This window comes from Candidatus Galacturonatibacter soehngenii (assembly GCF_008830185.1).
Taxonomy (GTDB): domain Bacteria; phylum Bacillota; class Clostridia; order Lachnospirales; family Lachnospiraceae; genus Lachnotalea; species Lachnotalea soehngenii.
Genome location: NZ_WAGX01000008.1, coordinates 1 through 23,617, shown reverse-complemented (window position 1 = coordinate 23,617; position 23,617 = coordinate 1). Strand labels below are relative to the sequence as shown.

23 protein-coding genes and 1 pseudogene are annotated in these 23,617 nt (G+C 38.0%); 7 read left to right on the top strand and 17 right to left on the bottom strand.

Features of this window, described 5'->3' with window-relative positions; translation table 11 throughout:
- Nucleotides 1-7: 7 nt before the first annotated feature.
- The gene (locus F7O84_RS17255) at nt 8-787 is read right to left on the bottom strand and encodes a DUF6062 family protein (RefSeq protein ID WP_320411237.1); all 780 of its coding nucleotides are present in this window, start codon (nt 785-787) and stop codon (nt 8-10) included.
- Between the two features lie 491 nt (nt 788-1,278).
- On the opposite strand from F7O84_RS17255, the gene F7O84_RS17250 reads away from it, so the two are divergent.
- Together F7O84_RS17250 and F7O84_RS17245 are read left to right on the top strand one after the other, a co-directional pair.
- Nucleotides 1,279-3,645, top strand: coding sequence for a glycosyl hydrolase family 95 catalytic domain-containing protein (locus tag F7O84_RS17250; RefSeq protein ID WP_207708070.1), 2,367 nt, complete (start codon nt 1,279-1,281; stop codon nt 3,643-3,645).
- Nucleotides 3,646-3,679: 34 nt separating this feature from the next.
- Nucleotides 3,680-4,480: a helix-turn-helix transcriptional regulator gene (locus tag F7O84_RS17245; RefSeq protein WP_151148172.1), complete on the top strand. Its 801-nt coding sequence runs from the start codon at nt 3,680-3,682 to the stop codon at nt 4,478-4,480.
- A gap of 109 nt (nt 4,481-4,589) precedes the next feature.
- Here F7O84_RS17245 and F7O84_RS17240 read toward each other — a convergent pair whose 3' ends face one another.
- From F7O84_RS17240 to F7O84_RS17220, 5 genes are all read right to left on the bottom strand, one after another.
- Nucleotides 4,590-5,504: a cysteine ABC transporter substrate-binding protein gene (locus F7O84_RS17240; RefSeq protein WP_151148170.1), complete on the bottom strand. Its 915-nt coding sequence runs from the start codon at nt 5,502-5,504 to the stop codon at nt 4,590-4,592.
- Nucleotides 5,505-5,534: 30 nt separating this feature from the next.
- Nucleotides 5,535-6,290, bottom strand: coding sequence for an amino acid ABC transporter ATP-binding protein (locus F7O84_RS17235; protein ID WP_151148168.1), 756 nt, complete (start codon nt 6,288-6,290; stop codon nt 5,535-5,537).
- Between the two features lie 10 nt (nt 6,291-6,300).
- The gene (locus F7O84_RS17230) at nt 6,301-6,978 is read right to left on the bottom strand and encodes an amino acid ABC transporter permease (RefSeq protein WP_151148166.1); all 678 of its coding nucleotides are present in this window, start codon (nt 6,976-6,978) and stop codon (nt 6,301-6,303) included.
- A complete protein-coding gene (locus F7O84_RS17225; RefSeq protein ID WP_151148164.1) occupies nt 6,959-7,618 on the bottom strand; it encodes an amino acid ABC transporter permease in 660 nt (219 codons plus the stop codon). The genes F7O84_RS17230 and F7O84_RS17225 overlap by 20 nt, the downstream gene beginning before the upstream one ends.
- A 278-nt stretch (nt 7,619-7,896) precedes the next feature.
- On the bottom strand, nt 7,897-8,898 hold the full coding sequence (locus F7O84_RS17220; protein WP_330578820.1) for a LytTR family DNA-binding domain-containing protein: 1,002 nt from the start codon (nt 8,896-8,898) through the stop codon (nt 7,897-7,899).
- A gap of 185 nt (nt 8,899-9,083) precedes the next feature.
- Here F7O84_RS17220 and F7O84_RS17210 point away from each other — a divergent pair, with 185 nt between their 5' ends.
- Nucleotides 9,084-10,166: a tetratricopeptide repeat-containing glycosyltransferase family 2 protein gene (locus F7O84_RS17210; protein ID WP_151148161.1), complete on the top strand. Its 1,083-nt coding sequence runs from the start codon at nt 9,084-9,086 to the stop codon at nt 10,164-10,166.
- Between the two features lie 141 nt (nt 10,167-10,307).
- Here the strand turns inward: F7O84_RS17210 and F7O84_RS19450 are convergent, their stop codons facing one another.
- The gene (locus F7O84_RS19450; protein WP_320411236.1) at nt 10,308-10,781 is read right to left on the bottom strand and encodes an exosporium glycoprotein BclB-related protein; all 474 of its coding nucleotides are present in this window, start codon (nt 10,779-10,781) and stop codon (nt 10,308-10,310) included.
- Here F7O84_RS19450 and F7O84_RS19445 point away from each other — a divergent pair.
- A complete protein-coding gene (locus F7O84_RS19445; protein WP_320411238.1) occupies nt 10,699-10,950 on the top strand; it encodes a hypothetical protein in 252 nt (83 codons plus the stop codon). The genes F7O84_RS19450 and F7O84_RS19445 overlap by 83 nt on opposite strands.
- 210 nt (nt 10,951-11,160) lie before the next feature.
- Here the strand turns inward: F7O84_RS19445 and F7O84_RS17200 are convergent, their stop codons facing one another.
- A complete protein-coding gene (locus F7O84_RS17200; protein WP_151148155.1) occupies nt 11,161-12,840 on the bottom strand; it encodes a recombinase family protein in 1,680 nt (559 codons plus the stop codon).
- Nucleotides 12,841-12,923: 83 nt separating this feature from the next.
- Nucleotides 12,924-13,190 (bottom strand): DUF6870 family protein, encoded by a 267-nt coding sequence (locus F7O84_RS17195; protein ID WP_330578819.1) that lies wholly within the window; start codon nt 13,188-13,190, stop codon nt 12,924-12,926.
- Nucleotides 13,191-13,504: 314 nt separating this feature from the next.
- Here F7O84_RS17195 and F7O84_RS17190 point away from each other — a divergent pair, with 314 nt between their 5' ends.
- Nucleotides 13,505-13,753, top strand: coding sequence for a hypothetical protein (locus tag F7O84_RS17190; protein ID WP_151148152.1), 249 nt, complete (start codon nt 13,505-13,507; stop codon nt 13,751-13,753).
- A gap of 102 nt (nt 13,754-13,855) precedes the next feature.
- Here the strand turns inward: F7O84_RS17190 and F7O84_RS17185 are convergent, their stop codons facing one another.
- The 8 genes and pseudogenes from F7O84_RS17185 to F7O84_RS17150 all read right to left on the bottom strand — a co-directional run bounded on the left by F7O84_RS17185 (nt 13,856) and on the right by F7O84_RS17150 (nt 21,931).
- The gene (locus F7O84_RS17185; protein ID WP_151148149.1) at nt 13,856-14,275 is read right to left on the bottom strand and encodes an RNA polymerase sigma factor; all 420 of its coding nucleotides are present in this window, start codon (nt 14,273-14,275) and stop codon (nt 13,856-13,858) included.
- Nucleotides 14,276-14,943: 668 nt separating this feature from the next.
- Complete coding sequence (locus tag F7O84_RS17180; protein ID WP_151148146.1) at nt 14,944-17,157, bottom strand: FtsX-like permease family protein; 2,214 nt, start codon at nt 17,155-17,157, stop codon at nt 14,944-14,946.
- Complete coding sequence (locus F7O84_RS17175; RefSeq protein WP_151148143.1) at nt 17,147-17,914, bottom strand: ABC transporter ATP-binding protein; 768 nt, start codon at nt 17,912-17,914, stop codon at nt 17,147-17,149. The genes F7O84_RS17180 and F7O84_RS17175 overlap by 11 nt, the downstream gene beginning before the upstream one ends.
- 96 nt (nt 17,915-18,010) lie before the next feature.
- Nucleotides 18,011-19,024, bottom strand: a complete 1,014-nt coding sequence (locus F7O84_RS17170; protein ID WP_151148140.1) for a sensor histidine kinase — start codon at nt 19,022-19,024, stop codon at nt 18,011-18,013.
- Nucleotides 19,021-19,686 (bottom strand): response regulator transcription factor, encoded by a 666-nt coding sequence (locus F7O84_RS17165; RefSeq protein WP_151148137.1) that lies wholly within the window; start codon nt 19,684-19,686, stop codon nt 19,021-19,023. Before F7O84_RS17165 ends, F7O84_RS17170 begins: the two co-directional genes overlap by 4 nt.
- Nucleotides 19,664-19,879: a DNA-binding protein gene (locus F7O84_RS17160; protein ID WP_243140938.1), complete on the bottom strand. Its 216-nt coding sequence runs from the start codon at nt 19,877-19,879 to the stop codon at nt 19,664-19,666. The genes F7O84_RS17165 and F7O84_RS17160 overlap by 23 nt, the downstream gene beginning before the upstream one ends.
- Before the next feature lie 256 nt (nt 19,880-20,135).
- Nucleotides 20,136-21,552 (bottom strand): annotated as a pseudogene (locus F7O84_RS17155) (relaxase/mobilization nuclease domain-containing protein).
- Nucleotides 21,553-21,631: 79 nt separating this feature from the next.
- Nucleotides 21,632-21,931: a CD1845 family protein gene (locus tag F7O84_RS17150; RefSeq protein ID WP_151148134.1), complete on the bottom strand. Its 300-nt coding sequence runs from the start codon at nt 21,929-21,931 to the stop codon at nt 21,632-21,634.
- Between the two features lie 237 nt (nt 21,932-22,168).
- Between F7O84_RS17150 and F7O84_RS17145 the strand changes: the two genes are divergently transcribed.
- Both F7O84_RS17145 and F7O84_RS17140 read left to right on the top strand, forming a co-directional pair.
- Nucleotides 22,169-23,320 (top strand): IS91 family transposase, encoded by a 1,152-nt coding sequence (locus tag F7O84_RS17145; protein ID WP_151144754.1) that lies wholly within the window; start codon nt 22,169-22,171, stop codon nt 23,318-23,320.
- 56 nt (nt 23,321-23,376) lie between these two features.
- The gene (locus tag F7O84_RS17140; RefSeq protein WP_042679852.1) at nt 23,377-23,556 is read left to right on the top strand and encodes a hypothetical protein; all 180 of its coding nucleotides are present in this window, start codon (nt 23,377-23,379) and stop codon (nt 23,554-23,556) included.
- The last annotated feature ends 61 nt before the right edge of the window (nt 23,557-23,617 follow it).

The following is a 23,617-nucleotide window of genomic DNA, read 5'->3' as shown; positions in this document are numbered from 1 at the left end:
TCCACACTTACCTATTTTGTTGATAATCAGTATCTGCTGGGTAACCACCCTTTATTTTTTGCATTCCTCTTTGCAAGGCATCTTTCGAATTTTTCCAATCTGCATTGGCATTGCGATAATCGTATTTGTCCACTAGCCAATTAATATCCTCCTCCAAACGGTTCATATTTTCAATCATAAGAGGAAATATGAGCTTTGCATATTCTTCTGCCTGTGCATCATTTAGTTTGGCTGATACAAGATTTGTCAATTCACCAAAATGGTGAATACAAAAACCTTTTGAATGCTTCACTAATTCTTTAAATTCTGGATTACTTTTGAATAAATAAAAGAAGGTATCTAAATACCTATCATAGTCATTTTTAATATGATCACACACAAAACAAGTCTCCTTTGACTGTGCAATCCATTGTGATATCTTATCAAACCCATCTTCTTTTGTCTTTTTAAATTTACCAAACATACTACTCTTTTCTGGTTTAAAGGCTTGTAATTGCTTGGTAAGCTCCTTATTTTGTTTCCTAAAATGAGTTTGTAAAATCAATGCATTCCCCAGAGAATTTCCATATTTGTACATCTTTTTGAAATGCTCTTTGCAAAATCCCATTTCATCTGTTTGTTCTCTGATATCACTTTCCATGTATGAGGAAGAAGACCCTAATGTAAAATTAAGGGCATCTTGTTCTAGTTTTCTTTCTATATAGCAAAAAGGACATTCATCTTCTGCCTGAAACGCTTCCGTTAGGGGTATTGTGTATAGCTTGTCTTTCATATTAAATGTTCTCACTTTCAAATGTCTGCTTCGCAGCCGCTTGTTTTTCTTTTGATAGGTTACGCTATCGAAACTTCGTTTCTCTGCGTAACTAAACTCTAAAGCTCCGCTTTTTCGTTAACCTATCACGAAAAACAAATGTCTGCTTCGCAGCCGCTTGTTTTTCTTTTGATAGGTTACGCTATCGAAACTTCGTTTCTCTGCGTAACTAAACTCTAAAGCTTCGCTTTTTCGTTAACCTATCACGAAAAACAAATGTCTGCTTCGCAGCCGCTTGTTTTTCTTTTGATAGGTTACATTATATCATATTTTGTTGGGGGTTCACAATTTTTTTAGACATTCAATTGAAGCGTTTTTATACTATATTTTAAATAAATTGTTCAGTTTTCTCCATGTTTTAGATAGCTATGTCTATTTCCTATTTTGTTTAAACGTAATATGATAAGTTTACACTTTAAATAACATTGAGCAAATGAAATATAGAACAAACAATGAAAGGGACTAAAATGAGCAGACATAAACTTACATTAAACTATCCATCTAGTTGGCATAATGACATGTGGAGGGAGGCATTGCCTAGTGGTAATGGTACGGTTGGAGTGGCTGTCCTTGGTAATATCAAGCAAGAAACTGTCATAATCAATCACAGTGAACTTTGGCACTGGGGAAAAAACTGTGAGCTTCCTGATGTCAGTGATAAGCTTTCACAAACCAGAGCTCTAATGAAAGAAAAACGATACCTTGAAGCCAGTTGGTGTTTGACGAATGCACTCAGAGAAAAAGGTTATGATACCGTCTTAGAATCTCCTATGCCTCTTGCTGATTTAAAGCTTGTAATGCCTTGTGACATTGGTTTTTCAAATTATTCCAGAGAACTTGAGATGGAGACTGGAGAAGTAAGTGTTTTCTGGCAAGAAGGAGTACATCGATATAAAAGGGATATCTTTGCTTCCAGAAAAGATGATGTCTTTGTCTATAGAATCTTAGGAGATCAACAATTAAATATCAGTCTATCTCTTGATGTTCACAAAAATGAATGGGATAAAATACCCGAACGCTTTGAACCAATTGCAAATACAATGAAATATGAAATTGATGTCGAAAATGGTATCATTAGTTATGGAATTACTCATGAAGATGGAACGGATTGTGGCGTTGTAGTAAAAGTAATTTCTTCTCATTTACAGCAATCAGGTAATACTTTAAATGCCAAACTAGATAAAGAGATTCTCATCATTGGAAAAGTATTTGTAAAAGGAAAATATGAGATTTCCAAACAAACTCTATTAAAAGATATCAGCCTTCTTCCCAAGGATTATGATACATTACTTAAAAGACATGTAGACATTCATAAGCCTATTTTTCGTTCCGTTGATTTGGAGTTAGGTGCAAGTGATATGTCCACCTCAAATGAACGCTTATTATTAGATGCTTATGGAAACGAAGCCTCTAATGAGCTTATTGAAAAAATGTGGGCTTATGGACGATATCTCTTTATTTCTGCTACCTCACCAAATAGCCTGCCTAGTAATATGTATGGCCTATGGCATGGGGATTATGACGTTTGCTGGTCCCATCATATGGCAAATGAAAATATACAAATGATCTATTGGCATACCCTTACAGGTGGCTTGATGGAATTTAATCAATCACTGTTTCGCTACTATAGTGAAAGAATACCTGTTTTTCAAGAAAGTGCTAAGAAAATGTATGGATGTCGTGGCATTTATGTAGTGGCAGGAACAACTCCAAATATTGCTTATCCTACGCAAATTGTTCCTGTTATAATGAATTGGACTGGTGCGGCAGGCTGGCTTGCTCGTCATTACTATGATTATTATCTTTTTAGCAAAGATGAAGAGTTTCTTAGAACACAGGCACTTCCTTTTATGTATGAAGCCGCATTGTTTTACGAAGACTTCTTAGTAAAAGAAGGAGTAGAATATAAATATTATCCTTCTGTTTCACCTGAGAACACGCCACAAAACTTTATGCCTGCAAATGGAGTTCCTCTGGCTCATCCGATGCCAACAGCAATCAATGCAACCATGGATATTGCAATTATTAAAGAGTTATTTTTGCATATGATTGAGGGTGCAACAATAACAGGAATGCATCAAGACAAAATAGCTGTTTGGGAGGACATCCTTCTTCATTTGCCTGCATACGCGATCAATGAGGAGGGGGCAGTAAAAGAATGGATTGATCCTGACTTTGAAGACCGTTACGATCATCGCCACTTATCACACCTATATCCCGTTTTTCCTGGAAATGAAATCAATGAAGAAAATAATAAAGAATTGTTTCACGCCTTTGAGATTGCAGTAGAAAAACGTAAATTAGGTGCACAAACAGGTTGGTCATTTATGCATATGGCAGCTATTTACGCGCGTTTTGGGAAAGCAGATAAAGCGCTTTTATGTATGGATTTACTAGCACAATCTGGTATCCTAAATAACTTTTATACCTTGCATAACGATTGGCGTAATATGGGGATATCCCTTAATATGCGAGAAGCTCCAATACAAATGGATGCAAACATGGGATGGACAAATGCCGTTCAGGAAATGCTTTTTTACAATTCTCCTTCCCTTATAAAGCTTCTTCCTGCATTGCCTTCACGCTGGAAGAAAGGTAAGGTAACTGACTGGCGTTTTGTTGGAGGAATTGTATCTTTTTCTTGGGATAATGCTAAATTTGAGGCTACGTTTCAGATAACGTCTGATACCAGGATATCTGTCAAACTTCCAAACTTATGCGACAGCTATAACATCCAAGTGAATAACAATTCTTTAAACACTTATACCAAAGATGACCTTTATTGCATGGTGGCACAAAAAGGAGATTGCATTATGATAAGAACGAATCTATAATGAAATGAACTGTTTGGTATCTGGGAGAAAGTAAATGAATGAAGAGAATAAAAAGATAATCCATTATTTAAAAACATTAAAACTAAATCACATAAAACTTCTTGCCTGTAGCCAATCTGGAAAAAAATCTGTATGGGTTGAAAAACAGCATTCTCATCCCTACTTTGAATTTATTTATTTCATGAATGCCAAGGCACAAATTGACGTTCCTTTTGGAAAGCTTGATCTGGTTCCTTATGATGTCGTGATATATCCACCAGGCGTCACACATTATGAGCATCCTGATCTTACCTATCCGCAGGAAATCATATGCATTGCTGCCTATATTGATACTTTCGATACCTTTTCTAATGCATTTCAATTTTCCGATAAGGATGGAACATTAGGCTGGTTGTTTGAACAAAGCTATCAGGAGTATTTTAAAAAAGAAGAAGGGTATGAAAGTATGATTGCAACCTATATCAAAGCGATTATACTCCATGCCATTCGAAGTCTGCAATCAAATAAGCTGGAAACGTCAGATATCTTAAATACTTGTGTACGGTTTATACATGAACACTTTCACGAATCTTTATCAATGACGCAGCTAACAGAAATTTCTTGTGTGAGTGAATCCTATATTTCTAGGCTTTTTCAAAAAAATCTGGGGATGAGTCCGATGCGATATTTAAACTCGGTTCGAATCGACATTAGTAAAAAACTATTACTAGATTTTAGTCTTTCCATAAATGAAATTGCTATTAAAGTTGGTATTAACGATCCCCTTTACTTTAGCAGAGTATTCCGTAAATTTACTGGTATTTCTCCTACTGAATTTCGTAATTTATTAAAATAGGCTCTATAATAATGCATTAAAAGCAACCACTTTTACTGTACAAAAAAACAGACAAGTCCTCTTCATCTCCTTAATTACGGAGTATGAAGGAACTTGCCTGCTAAATGATTTATTCTACGATTCCGCCTTCTACAACTAAGCTATCTGGATCTGCTGCTTCTCCATATACTGGAGCAAGAGTTTCTTCATATGCAGCATGGAAAAACTGTTCCCCTGCAAGACTCTTAATTTCTTCATTAATAAAGTCTAGTAACTCTTTATTTCCTTTTTGTACTGCTGGTGCTATGGTATCAATGCTTCCTAAGGAATCTACTCCTACTGAGTATCCTTCATTTTCAAGTGCCCAAGCAAGTACTTCGGTATTATCTGTGGAAAGTGCATCTCCTCTTCCATCTAATAATGCGTTATATGCTTCGCTGTATTGATCAAATTTTAAAAGTTTAACATCTGGATAATTTTCAGTAAAGTAAGTCTCAGCAGTCGTACCTTTGCTAATAATTAAGGTTTTGCCATTTAACTGTTCAGGTGCTGTGATTAAAGCACTTTCAGGTGATACGATACCTAGAGCAACTTTCATATAAGGCAATGCAAAATCAACCTGTTCTGCACGTTCATCTGTTACTGTAAAGTTAGCTAAGATGATGTCTACTTTTGCGCTCACTAGATATTCTACTCTACTAGCTGCTTCAACTGGTACATATTCTACTTCAACACCAAGGTCTTTTGCAAGTCTATTACCAAAGTATACATCATATCCTTGGAAATCTCCGTTAGAATCTACATATCCAAATGGTTTTTTATCGCTAAATACTCCAATCACGATTTTGCCGCTTTCTTTTATTTCATCTAACGTTCTAGCGGTTGCTTTATTTGAATCTTCTTCCTTCGCATCGTTTGTCGCTGTTTCTTGTGTGCTTTCAGCTGTAGAGGATGATTGTGTTTCCTTTGATGAATTGGCACATCCTGTAAGGGCAACTGCTCCTAATGTAAGTGCAAGTAATGTGGTTAATAATTTTTTCTTCATAATATCTCTCCTTTTTCTATACTTGAATCGCTATTTTGCGATGTCAAAATCAAATACATTTAAAAATTGTTTTGCTCTTTCTGTTTTTGGTGTAGTAAAAAATTCTTCTGGACTACTCTCTTCTACTAACTTACTGCTATCAAGAAAAATAATGCGATCTGCAATAGCTCTGGCAAACTGCATTTCATGCGTTACGATAACCATCGTGGAGCCTTCTTTTGCAAGTTCTAGCATTACATCTAATACTTCTCGAACCATTTCAGGATCAAGTGCTGCAGTTATTTCATCAAATAACATTACCTGTGGGTGCATACAAAGCGCGCGAACAATTGCAACTCGTTGCTTTTGCCCTCCTGATAATTGTCTTGGATAAGCATTTTTCTTATCGAGCAAACCAACCCTTTCTAATAGCTTCTCTGCTTCTACTACTACTTCTTTTTTCTCTCTATGTTGTGCTTTCATTGGTCCAAGCAATATATTATCCAATATCGTCAGATGAGGAAACAAATCATAGCTTTGAAAAACCATACCTACCTTTTGCCTTACTAAATGCATCTTTTTATCCTGATTGCTTATCTTTTCACCGCTAAGATAGATTTCTCCTTCTTGTATGGTTTCAAGACCATTAATACATCGAAGAAGTGTACTTTTACCACACCCAGAAGGGCCAAGTATTACTACTACCTCCCCTTTGCAAACGTCAATGTTAATATCATTTAATACGACTGTATCATCATAATTTTTCTTTAAATGCTTAATCTCTAAAATCTTTTCTTTTTTACTCATTTAATTTACCTCAATCCTTCCACTTCTTCTCTAGCCTTACAGATAGTCTTGATATCGGATAACACACGATAAAATATAAGAAAAAAATAAACGCATAAATCCAAATTGCAGCGGAAGGAACCTCTAATCGATTGGACTCTATAATCTGCTGCCCTACTTTTACCATTTCAACCACTCCTATTAAAACAATCAAAGAAGTTGTTTTTATCATTCTGGTTACCAGATTGATTGCTAGTGGTAACAGTCTTCGTATCGTCTGGGGTATTATAATATGAGCATAGATTTGAAATTCATTAAGCCCTATCGCTCTACCACTTTCGTACTGATGCTTTGGAATGGACTGTAGTGCACCCCTTACCAAATCACCCATCTCTGCAGTACCCCAAATCGTAAATACAATCACTGCCGAAACCTCTCCAGATAAATTAATACCAAAAGCCTTTGTTAAACCAAAGTATACCAAGAACAACAAAACAAGCTGTGGCATGATTCTAACAAATTCTAAGTAAATTCGAGTTATTACCTTTACAACTGGATTCTTCATATTCATAATCATTCCAAGAATAATTCCAAGCAGAATGGACAATGCAACGGATAAAAGAGAAATCTGCAAGGTAACCCATAATCCACCTAATAATCTAACTAAATTTTTCCCTTCAAATAAAACCCTAATTCCCAAATCCTGCATAGCGCAATTTCCTCTCTATGATTGAAAATATAATTGATATTGGTAATAAAATAATTAAATAAGCACAAACAAGCATAAAAAGTGCCTCATCTGTTTTATAATATAATCCAATTAAGTCCTTTGCAACGTACATTAAATCTGCTAAAGCAACTGCACTAAATACAGAGGTTTCTTTAATTAAGAATACGACATTCGCACTAAATGCTGGCATAGATATGGTAACAGCCTGTGGTAAAATAATATGCCAAAACACTTGAAATTTGGTCAAACCGATACTTAAGCCCGACTCTCTTTGAATCTTAGGTATGGCCTCAAGTCCACTACGAAACGCTTCTGCCATATAACTTCCTCCAAGAAACGTTAAGCCTACAATTGCACAGGATTCAGAACTAAGTCGTATGCCAATCTTAGGCAATCCAAAATATAAAAAGAATAATTGTATCAATAAAGGTGTGTTCCTTGATAATTCAATGTAAATGGAAACAATCTTATGTATGAATGGAATCTTATAATAACGGACAAGACTGCAACAAAAACCAACGAAAATAGAGCTTATGATTCCGATAGTTGCTATGGTAAGCGTCAGCTTTGCCGCTTCAACATACAGGGGTAGATACTTTGATATAAATTGGATATCCATCTGTATACCTCTTTCTATTTCTTTTTTGACTATATTAATTATAATTCATATCGATTTACTATGATTTTAAAATCATACTATTTTTTTCTTACTATGTCAAGTGAATTTTTAAATTTCTAGTGTTGTTTCTAAACTTAAATGATACAATAAAACTTTCCTTATGAAAACATTAAATAATAATATTACTAAATTTCATCCTGATATCGCAAAAAGAGTCTAAAACATTTTAGACTCTTTGGGGTGTCTCATACTCTGTTTTTTAAACACCAATCACCCAACTATACATATATGATTGTTACCCCTGAAAAGTTCGCACTTCCAGTTAAGGTAACACTTGGAATACCTGTACTTTGATTTCTATTTTTTTCATCAACCGCTCCAAACGTTGAATCCACTTTATTTTTGACATTCCATCCCTTAGGAATATATAATTCTACCCCTGCAAAGGCAACATCTAAGCGAATGATTGCATTTTCATTTTGAATTATGGCATTATCAAAATATATCTTCATTGCACCAAAGGAGCAGCTTAAGCTTGCTTGACTAAAATCATCAGAATTTACATATTTAATACTAGAACCAAAGGTGGTTTCAAAGTGAAAGCTTTTTCCATCGTCTTGATCAATTACCTCGGTAAAATGTTCTTCATGCTTAAAATGACCAAGGTGATAACGGTTATGAAATATAATCGATAAACCGATACTTGCAAATAAAGCAGCACCCAAAACAGGCCACGGTGTAATCTGTGTTATCCCAAGCACCTCATCATAAATGATACATAAGAATGCTGCTGGAAACAAAATTCCTGCAAAATTCAAATGTCTTATACTCTTTATGATACAGGCAATTAAAAATATAGTTAGTACCAAACTAAATATATTAATCTCTGTAAAATATCCCAATCTACTTACGATTAAGAATATTCCTGCCAAAATAAAAAATAATCCCCAGAAAATCTTTTCTTTCTTCATAATCTCATCCGATACTCGCATAAAATATCCAGGTAAAAGTTCCTCTAGCTCATATAGCTTATGTTTTGTCTGATACACGTTATCTAATGTGTGCACACTAATACTGTTTTCCTCTGTTTCAAAAAACAATATCTCTTCTAAAGATAAATAATACTCTGTATCTCCTTTAAAAAAAACGAAACGATGAGCTTTGGACGCAATGTCAGATACAAACTTTTGTATTTGGTATATTTTCTCATTCATCTGACTGCATCGTATAATGATTTCTTCTTCTATTAAATTGTCATCTACTTCTACTCTTATATTCATTTCCTCATCTCCATAATGCTATTATAGCAAGAATCTATCTACTGTAGATGGCTTTTTTGTTAGTGGTAAAATAAAAGGGGTAAGTGGTATATATTTTGGCAATTGTGGTCACCAAACGAAGAGTAGCAGGATATGCTCTTTCTACATAATATATAGGATAGAGGCTCGTTTAAGGAGTAATACAAATGGTTACGATTAGTCTATGTATGATTGTAAAAAATGAAGAGGATGTAATCGAAAGATGTCTCAATTCAGTTAGCCCTTTCGTAGACGAAATAATTGTTGTGGATACGGGTTCAACTGATAAAACAAAAGAATTAGTTACGAAGTTTACAGAAAAGATATACGATTTTAAATGGACGGATGATTTCTCAGCAGCAAGAAATTTTGCATTTGATAAAGCAACTATGGATTACATTCTTTGGTTAGATGCTGATGATATCATTCTTCCTAAAGATTGTGACAAATTCTTAAAATTAAAATATGAACTTAACCATGATGTAGATGCTGTAATGATGTACTATAATATAGCTTTTGATGAGCATGGCCGTGCTATATTTTCTTATTATCGAGAACGTCTATCCAAACGAAGTAAGAATTTTAAATGGATAGAGCCAGTACACGAATATTTGCAAATAAAAGGAAACATAATTAATTCAGATGTGTGCATCACTCATGCTAAAATAAAACACGAAAAAACTTCAAGAAACCTTGAAATATATAAGCAAAGATTAGCCAGAGGCGAACAATTATCCCTAAGAGGTACCTATTATTACGCAAGAGAATTAAAAGATAATCAAATGTATGAAGAAGCCATCAAAATGTTTCATGAATTTCTTTCTTCGGGGCATGGCTGGGTAGAGGATAATATAGCCGCATGTGCTGAATTAGCAAAATGTTATCAACTCACAAATAATACGAAAAAAGCTTTGGAGGCAATGTTACAAAGTTTTCAATATGATACACCGAGAGCCGAATTATGCTGTCAAATTGGATATCACTTTAAAGCTCAAAATCAATATCGACTCGCTGCTTACTGGTTTGAAACAGCACTGGCACTAGAAAGGCCAAAGGACTCATGGGGATTTCACCAAGAGGATTATTGGAGTTATATACCATGTATTGAATGTTGCGTATGCTTTGATATGCTTGGAGAGTATAAAAAAGCTGAACAATACAATGAAAAAGCTGCTCTGTATAAACCAAATTCTCCCGCTGTTATTTATAATAGAAACTATTTTGAAAGTAAAAAAGAAAATAACAACTAATTCTGTTTTCATGATTAAATATATAAAATGATTTACTAAGTCATTTTATATATTTTTTTATGAAAGAAGCCTTTGCTTCACGATCTAATATCGTTTTACAAAGACTCCTAAAGCTCGTTAATATTAACGTTTAGAAAGAAATTACTCTATTAATAGTCCAGCACTTGCATAACCTGTAACACTAGTTGCAATATCAACACCATCTGTTACACTCGCAAAAAATACAAGCAAAAGACGGGTCTGGGCTGTTACTGGAATGTTTAATCCCGTTGTAAGTCCGCTGCTTACTGTACCAATACGTACAACACCTGTCAAAGGAGGCGCAAGGATTACTTCTGCTCCTGGCACTGCTGTAAACGTATTGTCTGGTGTTGTTGATTGAAATAATTGAGCCGTGATAGTTACAGTTGAATCAACTAATGATACTGCTAACGCTGTACTAAAAAATGCGGATATTGATGTAATCACTCCATCTCTTGGAACTGAAAATGCATAGTTAGTGATTGCAGCGGTATCAATCACGTCTCCTAAAATGCTAACTCCAGTTGTACTACTACCAAATCCTACCAATGAAGTAGTTCCTAACGGTTCTCCTAATACAGTTGTAACAACCACTGGTGTGCCAGAAGCAAATGGTATAATTGCACCGGGTCCTGCGACTCCTGTCGCTCCCGTAGCTCCTGTTGCTCCCGTAGCTCCTGTTGCTCCTGTTGCTCCTGTCGCTCCTGTTGGACCTGTTGGGCCAATTGGACCTTGTAATCCAGTCGGTCCGATTAATCCTTGAGGACCTACTGAACCTGTTGCTCCTTGTGGCCCTTGAGGGCCTTGTGCTCCTTGAGGACCTTGTGGACCTTGAGGACCTTGTGGACCTTGTGGACCTGTTGCACCCGTTACTCCCTGTAATCCTTGTGTACCTGTAACTCCGGTTGGACCTTGTGCACCAACAGGGGCGTATATATTAGGAAAACAAACTACCTGTAAAAATGCGGTTCCATTAAACCGCGTTCTGATGGGTGTTGACCTCGATGTATTCAGCTACTCGACGGTACTCATTGGCGAATTTCAAGCTAACGCTTATATTGCCATTGTCGTACACCTTAATACACTCTACGAGTTCAATTAAAATATCCCTTGTTAGTTTGTCGATATTTTCATATTTCCTAAAGGTAGCTAAGAATGGGTTTTCCGTATCAATCCCATTTTCAAGTTCTGCCTTTTCTTCATGCAGATTGCCGATAACTTCGTTAATTGCTTCGATTTGCCGCTCATAATCCTCTTTCATATGGCGATATTGCTTGTGAGAAATCTCTCCATCTTTCCAATCTTGATAGATACTTTGTTGATAACGTGTGATTTTGGAAAGTTCTTTTTCCTTTGCCGCTATGAGTTCATTCAGTCGTATGGACTGGCTTTTCTGCAAGGGGGCGGTATTGATACGAGAAACAATTTCGGAAAAGGCTACTGCAACATAAACCTGTTGCCGAATGGCATACAGTACACCTTGTTCCAGATGGTTATGGCGTATTGTATGTTTTGTGCAGGCTGTTTTCGATTGGTCTTTATAGGTGCGGCAATAGTAATAGACATTTCCCTTTACCTTGCTTCGTGTCATAGCCTTGCCACAATCGGCACAACGCAGAAAACCGCTAAAAAGGTATAGACCTTTTTGCTGTGGTGCGGTGCGAGTATCCTTTTTCATAAGTTCTTGTACTTTTGTGAAATCTTCCCGGCTGATAATCGGTTCATGGGTATTCTCAACAATAAACCATTCATCTTCTGGAACTGTTTCCTGCACATGGATTTTATAGCTTTTTATGCGGTAACGTCCTTGTACCATATCGCCTACATAAATACGGTTTTTCAGAATGCCGGTTATGCTTATTGCCGCCCATAGAGGATTACTGTCCGTAGCATTAGGATTTTGGTATTTCATACCCTTACTTTTCTTGTAAGCAGCCGGACATAAAACACCACTGTTATTGAGTTTTCGTACAATCGCATTTTTGCTCATGCCCTCTAAAAACCAAGCAAAAATACTTTTCACATTTTCAGCCGCTTCTTCATCAATAATGAGGGCATTTTTATCCTCCGGGTCTTTCATATAACCATAAGCCGCAAAAGAACCGATATGTAACCCTTTTTCCCGCTTCTTATCGAAAGTTTTCCGAATGCTTTCCGATGTACCCCTTGCGTGTTCTTCATTCAAAACTCCTTGAACGGGAACAGCGATATTTTGAGCGTTTTGAGGGTCTTTATAGGTATCAACGGGCTGTTGGTAAAGAGAAATAAATCGCACATCATTTCGTGGAAACCAGTCGCCAAGATAATAGCTTTGGTCACCATTGTTGCGAAAACTCCGGGCAAGGTTCTTAACAATCACACAGTTGACTTTGCCTTTTTGAATATCGGATAAGAGCCTTTGGAAGTTCTCACGTTCTTCATCTGTTGTACCGCTCACACCATCGTCAACATATTCTCCGACGAAAATGTATTCGTCGCCATCGTCCTGCTGTTCAAGAAAATCTGTTAGGATAAGTCTTTGATTGGTAATGCTTTCGGATTCATCTTTTCCTCGTTTATCCTCACGGGATAAGCGAATATAAAATGCCACATACCACACCTTGTTTTTGGTTGCTAATTTTGTAATGGTTTGCCTGTTGGCTACTCGTGCCATGCGTCCTCCTTCCTATCACATTACACCTATATTATACCATTTTGGCGTAATGCGAACAATGTTGTCGGAGGCGCAAAGCCGCATTATAAGCCACTTTTCTTGCGTATGAGAAAGTTTGTAAGCACCTCTTGAATTGGCGGTGCATTGTCGTCAAATTCAAGTTTGATACCCATATCCCCATAACGAAAGCACAAGGGATTTTTCAGCTTCTCCAAAACATAGGTCAGCCGATTTTCTTTGGGTAGGGAGTTGTCAAGTTCCAACATACTTATATCGGCCAGTTTTCCTATATCTACTGTTTCTATATTTACGCTCATAAAATCATCTACCATTTTCGGCGTAATCATCATCATGCACCTCCTATTCTGCATGATTAAATATATGCGTTTCCACGTTTGTCCTATGAGGAAACACAAAAAGCCACCACATTTTCAAAGAAAAGTGATAGCCTTTAATTTTCCCTCATACTTCGGGCCAAGTTGTCCCGAAGTCAATAGAGGCTGTTTGGATAATGCTGTTCAGCTTCCTATAAGCTACGCATATCGAAAACCATGTTGTTTTCCATTTCGATTTTATTCTTAAAATAGGGGGCGTACCGTGCCGGAAAGGATCGGGCTGTCATTAGACAGAAAAACCCGGAGCGGTACACCCTATATATAAAAAGATGGCTCGGACGGATGGCGGCAACCACCCTCATAGGAATCTCACCTCACCCCATGCTTATGGCGTGGCGGTCAATGCTGTGAAGCGTTCAAACCGCAAGTATCAATATACCAATCAAGAGATTATCGCCGGGCAGCTTGCCTTTTCCACCCTGCCGCAGTTGGTATTTGTCGCTCACACTCCGTTAGGTCTTTCCCCCTTTCAACGGGCGGTCATGGCGTACCCTGCGGCTCGGCTCCCTCTTGATTGAACGTATCCGAACCATCGGTATTCAGTTGTCAAAGAGCATTAGAAAGAGAAATAGTTCTTTCTAATAGCCATGTGATTTGGAGGGTAAATTCGGAACGGAAAATTAAAACTTTTTCAAGAATTTTTCCATGTTCCGAAGCGCCCGTTCAATAGAAACTCTAACCGCTTTTTCGTCTACACCCTCGACCCGTGCAATGTCTGATTTGCTTATGCCGAGTATGTAATGAGCGTAAATCCGTTTTCCCTGCTTGTCCGGCAAAGAAGCCATAGTAGCCTGTAATTGTTCGGCTGTCATTTTGCGCTCGTAGAGTTCACAGGGAGTAAGTGATACGAACAGAATATCATTTTCAATTCCGTCGTCTGCGTCCAGAGAGTAGTAAGCCTTGTTGTAAAAGCGGCGGCGAATGTAGTTCCGTTCCAGTCGTTCCGCTTCCAAAAGGGCGGATTCCACTTCATCGGGTATCTCAGTGAAAAGGTCAGCATTATAAAACGGGTAAAAATCCCGCAGATTGATTTTTGCCATAGTATGTTCCTCCATTTCGATTTTTTGGATTAGCGAATCGAAATGGAGAGGGAGGGGAGCGGCAGTGTGGCTGGACTTCGGGCCAAGTTGGCCCGAAGTGGAAAGGCTTGTCCGGTATATCTGTAGTCAAAAAAGAGAACAAAAAAACACCTTTGCGAAAAAGTTCTCGAAAGGTGTCGAATAAAAAATGGGCGCAAGATACGCCTATAATTTTTTTGAGATTTTGCTGAATGAAAACTTCTGCTACAGCCAGCCGTCACAATAAAGTGACGACTCCTCACGAGCAGAAAATAACGGCTTTGGATACATAAAAACCTCCTATCACAAAGCCGCTTTGGTAAAACAAGGCACAGTTGCCAGCCCCATTTATATATTCTCATAAATCAATCAGCGGCTTTGAATTTTAATTCAAAAACCGCTGATTGATGTTGTTTACTATTTAGGCGCAAAACATTTTTCCACCAAAACAACGGTTTTTTTTATTTTCCGCTGTTTGGCGTCTTAATGAGATTGTAAAGATTATAGGCTGTCTCCATCATTTTTCCTTGACATAAATTCGCTTTCTAACCATCACAAAAACAGATACAAGTAATAACAACTACACGACATTGGCATATTTAACTTGCTATCAGGAACCATAGGATATGAAATAATTGAGAAACCTGTGATTATTCCTTTCGTATAGTACGGTTAAATAAAATCCATGTGCTGACAAAATAACAAGTAAGAAGAATCAAAAGTATACCGGCGATTAGCAGTATTTGTACGGCAAGTATTTCAGCACCGATATAAGCAGAAATCTGCGAAGAAAACATATTAAAGAAATATCCACCAAATACTGTAGATGCAAGCACCGCAATACCAATCGGCAATCCAAACCAAACACCAAGCTGTTTTAAAACAAGTCGGTTGATATGAGTTTCATCTACGCCAAGCTTACGAAGAACACCGAATCGGTATTTATAATGTGTGGCATCCAAAAGCTGTTGTAATGCTAAAATTGTAAAACACATAATTAACAGTACGACCGCACCATAAGTCATACTTGCCTGCATGACAAAGTTGCTCGCTGTGGTGCTGTTAATCTGTTGTGTACTGGTGCGAATGTAATAATTAACGCCCTCCGGTTGTTCTGGAAACTTTCTTTCAAATTCCTGCTGTAATCCGATTGCAACATCATAAGGAAGCGGTTCAGCCGTTTTAATAGCGCGGTTGCGGTTGACACTTAAGAGCTGTTTACAGATTTCATCTGGAAAAACATAGACAACATCGGTGTAATTGTTATAGAGATATTCTCCCAATGCGGCATCGGAAGCATTTTCGGAAGCCATCTCCAGTATTCCGGCATCTGTCCGAACAGTAGAATGTGACTCTATAAATTCATTGCGTTCCTCTTCAGTAGCAATGGACTGCCATTGGGTAGTAAACTCGTTTTCGTCCAGTGTTATAGTATCTAATCCTCTCATATCGAGCAAATGGTTATAATCAGATAACGAAATTGCCAATACCGGAAAAGACCATTTAATTCGTTGATGAAAATCCTCTGCCATTGGGAGATACAAGCTGAAAGAACAATCATCTATTATCTGTATATTATTTTCAGCCAGATATTCCGTCACAAAGTCATAATTAGTATTCGGGAGTTCTTTGATGTCAAATGCTTTATTATACTGGGAAAGAACTTGCACATCAAATACCGAACGGGTATCCAGATAGCCGGAAACCCAGCCGTTCAGAGCCGGTTCAATCAAGAACATACTTATGGAGAGCACAAGCGTAAGACAAATCAAAGTCATGGTTTTGGTGGTTGTCTTTAGCTTTGAGATAATTTGTCCGAAAAAGAAAAGATTTTCCTCGTAATACTTTTTCTGCAACGATTTTTCTTTCATGGATGTAATCACATTACTTGCTAAATAAAAAACGGCGCATATAATAAAAACTAATCCAACTAAAAGAAAAATCATATAACTGTTATTCGTTCCTGTTCCCAAGGCAAGGTAATATTTCATTTGTAAAACCGGAACGCTCGCGGAGGAGGCTGTTGCGGCGAGTGCCATAATTAACAGGAAAATCACGAGCTTTGAAAAGCCAAATTTTTTGTGCAAAAAAATCCATGCGAGAATACCCACTAATGTGAAAGCTGGTATCAGTATATTCCCCCAAAACATCAGGTGTACTGAAAATGGCAGGCGGGTATCAAAATAGTAATACATTTTAGATATGCCCGTGACCAGCATAATAATTAGAAATATACTAAATAAAACGGTAATAATCGGCATCCATTTACTTTTTTTAAAGTGTGGTTCATTCTTTTTATCCGCATTAAGCATATCAATGACCTTGATTTTCCGTATGGTACGAATGTTGAACAAGCCTATAAGAACAAAGCTAATCGTGAAGAACATTATCGTAAGAAGAACAGTATCGGGATAAAGCATCCATGAAAGCTGGAAAGGTTGTCCGTAAGCGGATAAAAGCATTGCTGTAATAAATTGAGAGCAGAATGTACCAAGGATAATACCCATTCCTAAAGCAACCAATCCCATTATTAAAGTTTCTAAGAAAAATAACGTAGCGGTGGTTTTTTGTTCCATTCCCATTACAGTCTGTATGGCAAATTCTTTTTGCTTACGCCGTATCATATAGTTGTTGACATATTTGATTAAGAAAAGCAACAAGAATGTAATGGCACAGATAGCTGCTTTCATCGCATCGCTTAATATATTCAAGTTATACTGAACTCCGATGCTGGGATGATAATAATTGCTGGAAATGGACAGAAACGAATAAAACATAGTTACACAAAGGGTCAAAGTAATAATATAAATCAGGTAGTCTTTAATAGATCTCTTTGCATTGCGGAGAATAAGTTTACCGTACATCGGATAAATCACCTCCCAGCAATGTCATTACATCGAGAATTTTTCCGAATAACTGTTTTCGGGACTGTTCTCCACGTATAATTTCCGTAAAAATATGACCGTCCTTTAAAAACAGAATCCGTTTTGCATAGCTTGCTGTGAAAGCATCGTGAGTAACCATAAGAATGGTTGCATCAAACTCTTGATTCATAGTCTGTATTGTAGTCAGAAGCATCTGTGCCGAGTGGCTATCCAGTGCTCCGGTAGGCTCGTCTGCCAATATCAGCTTCGGGCTGTTAATCATGGCTCGTGCACAGGCACAACGCTGTTTCTGACCTCCGGAAACCTGATAAGGAAACTTATCAAGTATCGGTACAATATCCAACTTTTCGGCCATTTTTTTCACACGAGGGTCAATTTCTTCCACCGGAACTTTGTTGATAGTTAAAGCCATTGCGATATTTTCACTAATGGTTAGAGTATCCAACAGATTGAAATCTTGAAAGATAAACCCAAGATTTTCCCTGCGAAAACGTGCAAGCTCCTTTTCCATAATTTCCGTAATATCCGCATTATCCAGAAAGATGTGTCCTGCACTGACTGTATCAATCGTTGAAATACAGTTAAGCAACGTTGTTTTTCCTGAACCGGATGCACCCATAATAGCGATAAATTCACCGTTTTGTACTTCAAAGCTAATGTCATCAATAGCTTTTGTAATATTCCCTTTGTTTCCATAGTATTTTTCAATATGTTCAATTTTTAAAATTTGTTTCATTTCGTCCACCTCACATTCATTCTAACGAATATAAAAATCTAACTGTATCTACTTTCCTTACGAAGTTCTTACAAAAATGTAAGAAGTGCAGAGGACTTACTCCTGCACTTTCACAAAATCCCCTTTTGGAAAATAGAGTTCTACGGAGGTTCCTTTTCCAATCTTAGATTTTACTGCAATATCAATACCAAGCTTTTCACAAAGGCGTTTGCATAAAAATAAGCCAATGCCAGTAGAACTTTTTCCGGTTCTTCCGTTTTTTCCGGTAAAACCTTTTTCATAAATACGAGGTAAGTCACTTTCAGAAATCCCAACGCCATTATCATTAAGGGATAGGATGATATTACCATGATTGGAATGTGCCTCAAATAAAATAATCGACTCTTTTTCACTATATTTGATTGCATTAGAAATGAGCTGATTCAAAATGAAGCCAATCCATTTTTCATCTGTGCAGACAGTATATTCACAGTTTTCTATTTGAACAGAAACATGATTTTGAAGAAACAACTGCTTGTTTCCTGCAATAGCGGAGTGTATCATTTCCGACAGCAGAACTTCTTTTATTAAATAATCTTTTTCCACATTTTCGCTTCTTGCATAATAAAGTGCCTGTTCCGTATAGTGGCTGACTTTTTCCAGTTCAGCCATTATCTTTCTGGTGCTATCGGACTTATTATTTTCGCAGATAAGGCTCATAGCCGAAATCGGTGTTTTGACATCATGTATCCATTGTTCAATATATTCTTTATACTCCTTACGCTCCCGTTTCGTCTCGGAAACCTGTTCCATCATTGATTTATTAGCAGTTTTCAGTATATGATAATAAATCCTATCCTCTGTAAACGCAGGGTAGTCCATTACTTCCGAAATCAAATATTTTTTATCTAAGTTATCAAGCTGTGAAAGAATATCTGCAAAGTATCGGTTGCGGAAATAGTAACGCACATTTATATAAATTGATACAATCAGAAACCATGCAAGAAGCAGAATCAGGATAATTCCCTTTTGTGTTTTTATAGCCAGTAAAAAAATCGTACAACCAAGCATTGATAAAATATGTGTAAGTATACAGGGTATCCGATCTATTAAATAGTGTTTATATTTCATATTAAATACCCCTGCCGATGTTTCGTCTGGATAAAATCCGTTATATCAATTTGCTTTAACTTTTCTCGAATTCTTGTAATATTTACGCTTAAAGCATTATCATCCACATAAAGCTGGCTATCCCAAAGATATTCAACCAGATCCGCACGGGGGACAATTTTCCCAGCGTTTTTAAAAAGAAAAGCCATGATTTTTAGTTCATTTTTCGTTAGCTCAACTTCCTTACCTTGATGTTCTATTTTGCTGCTCTCTAAGTGTAAAATTACATCTTGGTATGTCAAAGTTTCTGCATGTTCCGAGGCATAGGTGCGTTTTAACAGAGAAGCAATGCGAGCCAGTAAAATGGAGGTGTTATATGGCTTTGTAATAAAATCGTCGCCGCCCAGCATAATACTGTTTAGTTCATCCATATCCGTATTTCTACTTGTGACAAATATAATCGGTACGCTTGAAAATGTGCGTATTTGGGAGCAAATTTTAAAACCATCCTGCACAGGCAGGTTAATATCCAATAAAAGCAGGTGGGGACTATGCTTTTTCACATCAGAAGCCATATTTAAAAAATCGTTTAGTAAAGTGACTTCATAGCCGTTGCTTTGCAAAAGAACCGATAATTCTTCCTGAATTACCGAATCATCTTCAATTATCATAATCTGATACATGAAATTTATCACTTCCTTTTCGGTTTTGTTTCAATCTAGTGTCTAAAGGTTTTGGGGCATCTTTGGGAATAGCCCATGAACGACCAAAGCGCACAACGCCATCTATCCTGTTTTCTTCACAAAGTTTTTGTATTCTACGCTCTGAAATGGCCCATTTAATAGCAGCATCTCGAACCGAAATATAATCAATCATAATACCACCCCTTTTCCAAGTTTAAATTGATTATATACGAATATCCGAATAATATCAACTTGCTTATAGGCAGCGAGTTTTAGCGATTCCACTAACCGGCAAGCAGGGCAAGTGTATTGACACTTGCACATTTTTAAGATTTTCCCTGCGGTCAAATCCTAAAAATTGCTTGTTGGGGCAAGCCGCCCCAAACCCTGCGACTTCGGGCCAATTTGTCCCGAAGTCGGCGCTTAGCACCTCATGTTGCGTCATGTCATTATCGCTCCATTTCCTTATTTTTCTGCGCGTCCGTCAGGCCGAGCAGATGGTCAATATTGGTCTTTGCTACGATAAGCTCCTGCATTTCTTTTCTTGCCGTCCGGTATTCACTGTAGGCGGCTTTTTTCTTTGCCGTCAATGTTTGATACTCGGCTTTGAGCGTATCCATTTTGGGGAGCTTCGCCCCGGACAGTAACCGCCGGAACGTATCTTGTGCTGAACGATATAAGGCAATATCAGCCTCATGTTCTGAAAAATATTTTTTACTGTACCTTGCGGCCTTATAGTCCTCAAACACAGGCCGGGTTTTGGCGTAATCGACCACCGCCGCCTTTAACTCCGCATTGACATGAATAGCGGCTTCGGTGGATTTTATACTGTCGGAAAGAGCGTGAAAGCGGTCTGTAACCTCTGTTGTCTTTTTCTCTAACTGCTCATATTCCAGCAGGTTATTTTCCTGCAAATATTGAAGTGTTGCCGCCATCTGCTTTAGGTTGAAAATTTTTGCCCACCGCTCATAAGCCGGGCCTTTTCCTGCTTTCATGCGGGACTGAATATCCACAATCAGATTAACCTTGTGGGTAACTCCTGTGCGGTTCTCTGATAGGGAGGTTTTGCCTTCAATAACTGCCTGTATGTCCTCCTGACCGTAACCCTTGCCAAGTGTAGAAGCCCGAAGCCGGGTAAAGCGTTCTTGTCCCTCGGTGCGGAAGCTAATCACGCCGCCGCGCCCATGCTTTACCTCATAGCCAGCCGCCGCCATTGCCTGTAAAAATGCTTCCATATCCGGCGGTTTTTGGGTAAGGCAAATATCAATCTGTGCTTTCAACCGTTCTTGAAAAGTCAGCGGCCTATTGTTGCCTTGCCATTGCCCATAGTGTTTGTATTGGCCTTTGCTTTTCAGTTTTGGATTGGCGACTATACGATAAACCGTTTTCAAGACAAATCCGGTCAGAAAGCCGCCGGACAGCCCGCGCCGAACCAATAAAATCTCGAAATTTCCGGGTACAATCCAGTGAGGTTGAGTTGTAATAAATATGGCAATGCGGGTGTGGACGGTCTATGTGTGATACCACAAAAAAGGCGTGTCTGCCTTTCGTCCAGCGCATTGCAAGGTCATAGCTGATTTTGAGGGCTGTTTCTGCGGTTACTTCACCGGGCGGGAACGCCTGCCGGATTTGATAATATAGAACATCATTATCCTTTTTCTGTTCCCGGCCTGTGATAGCTTTATACTTTGCCTTAGAGAGTAAAAATTCAGCGTCAGCCGTGGCGGGGTCACATTCATAGGCGATAATCAAATCCCCATTGCGGGTCTTTTTCGGATTTTTACCATAGTCAAATCCATCCTTTAAGGTTTCTATGATTGTCTTTCCGCTCCCGATATGACGGGTCATAAAGCGGGTTGTTGCCATATGCAGCCTTCTTTCCTGCATAAAATAACTTCGGGCCAAGTTGACCCGAAGTATCTCGGTTATTCTGCCATCCTATTTTTTAGCTCATTATGAAATATCGAAGGGAGTAGTTAAGGCTGCGCAGCCTGTCAATCAGCCATTCTGCAATGGCAGGAATACCAAAGGGAGAAATCAGGAATGACAGGAACAGGAACACACCACAGCCAAGCTTTTCTCCGCTTATCAGCAGGGCGATACTGACAAGAACGCCTATCCCGGAAACAATCTCTAACAAGGTTGCGGCATAGCAAAACAGAAATGTAAATATGGGCGTTGCAATCGTAAGCACAACGACCAGCGGAGCGGCGATAATCTTAAATACAAACTTGATTAACTTCATAAAAAATCCCCTTTCATTGGTTGATTTTAACGTTTGGTTCTACCTATATTTTACCATTTTGGAAAGGGTGCAACAATGTTGTCGAGGCCACACCGACCTTGTCCTATGACTTCGGGACAAGTTGGCCCGAAGTCGTATATATAAAAAAGTGTCTTCGACACTTCAACTCCCCTCCCCCTCAATCTTGAGGGGATTTAGGGGGGTTTCTTTTTGCTACAAATCCTTCATAATAATCTTATGAGCAACATACTTCAGGATATATTTAAAGATAACTATGAAAGAATGATTTATACTTTACACCCTCGCAAGTCGGTCATTGAAAATGTTAATCGTATGATTAACTGCGGTGACCCTTCTTTTGGTGGTGCAATGTATGGTTGCGGCAAATGTGGTACCCTTAAATTTGTTCCTTTCCGTTGTCACAGTCGCTTCTGTCCTACCTGTGGAACTAAGTATTCCATTGACCGCACTACCTCTATGTCTTTTAAGATAATCAATGCTCAGCACCGTCACTGTGTTTTTACCATTGATTCTGAACTTAGACATTACTTTCTTGAAGATAGAAAACTTCTTAATCTTCTTTTTGAAGCTGTTCAAAGTGTTGTCTTTCGCTTATTTCACAAAGACAATAAAGCCGAAAAATTCACGCCTGGATTCATTCTTGTTCTCCACACTTTTGGTAGAGACTTGAAATGGAATCCTCATATTCATTGTCTTCTGTCCGAAGGTGGCATTGGTAACTCTGGTATTTGGCGTCCCAAAACTCACTTTAATTACACATTCCTTCGCAACGCCTTTCGCACAGCCCTCCTTAACTTAATGGAGAAAAAGCTTGGGCCATCTTTTATACTGGTCAAGGCTAAATGCTACCACGAACATAAAGAAGGATTCTATGTCTATGCAAAACCTAATAAGTGTAATCCTAAAGTTGTTACTAAATACATAGGCCGTTATCTTGGTCGTCCTGTTATTGCCACTTCTCGTATCGACGATTACGACGGTGAAAATGTAACTTTTCACTACAATCGTCATGAGGATGACAAACTTGTCGTTGAAACCATTCCTGTTATGGAATTCATTGAACGACTAAGCATGCACATTCCTGAAAAACACTTCAAACAAATCCGCTACTATGGTCTTTATGCAAGAACACGTGAGAGTGATAAAAAGCTATCTCTTGCCATATCAAAAGAAAAACATAAGGTTATTCTTTCATTCAATCGCTGGCGCAATTGCACTTTATCCTCTTTTGGTTATGATCCTCTCAAATGTCCATGCTGTGGCGAGACAATGCTTTTTCTTGAGCTTTATCATAAACATCAGCATATTTCTCTGGACAAAATGTATGAAAGGGCAATGGGAAGACTCCCAACTTTCTCTTCTGCATGAAATATATACATACCACCTCCGTCTGTGATAAAATATATAAAACGGAGGAAAACACTATGTCAAAATGTTCAGATGAAATCAGAAACAAGTATATACAGAATCCACCCGAAGGCATGACCGCTGATGACATCCGCCACATGAGTGAGGATGATTTGCTTGATATGGATTACTTCTTAAATGAAGACGATGCGTTTGACGAAGACTTCCCGGGAGCTGAAGGTTTCTATATCTTCTAAAACCTATCGTTTACTTGTTGTGCCCGCCTCCATGCGGGCCCTTTTCATATCAAGAGTTCTC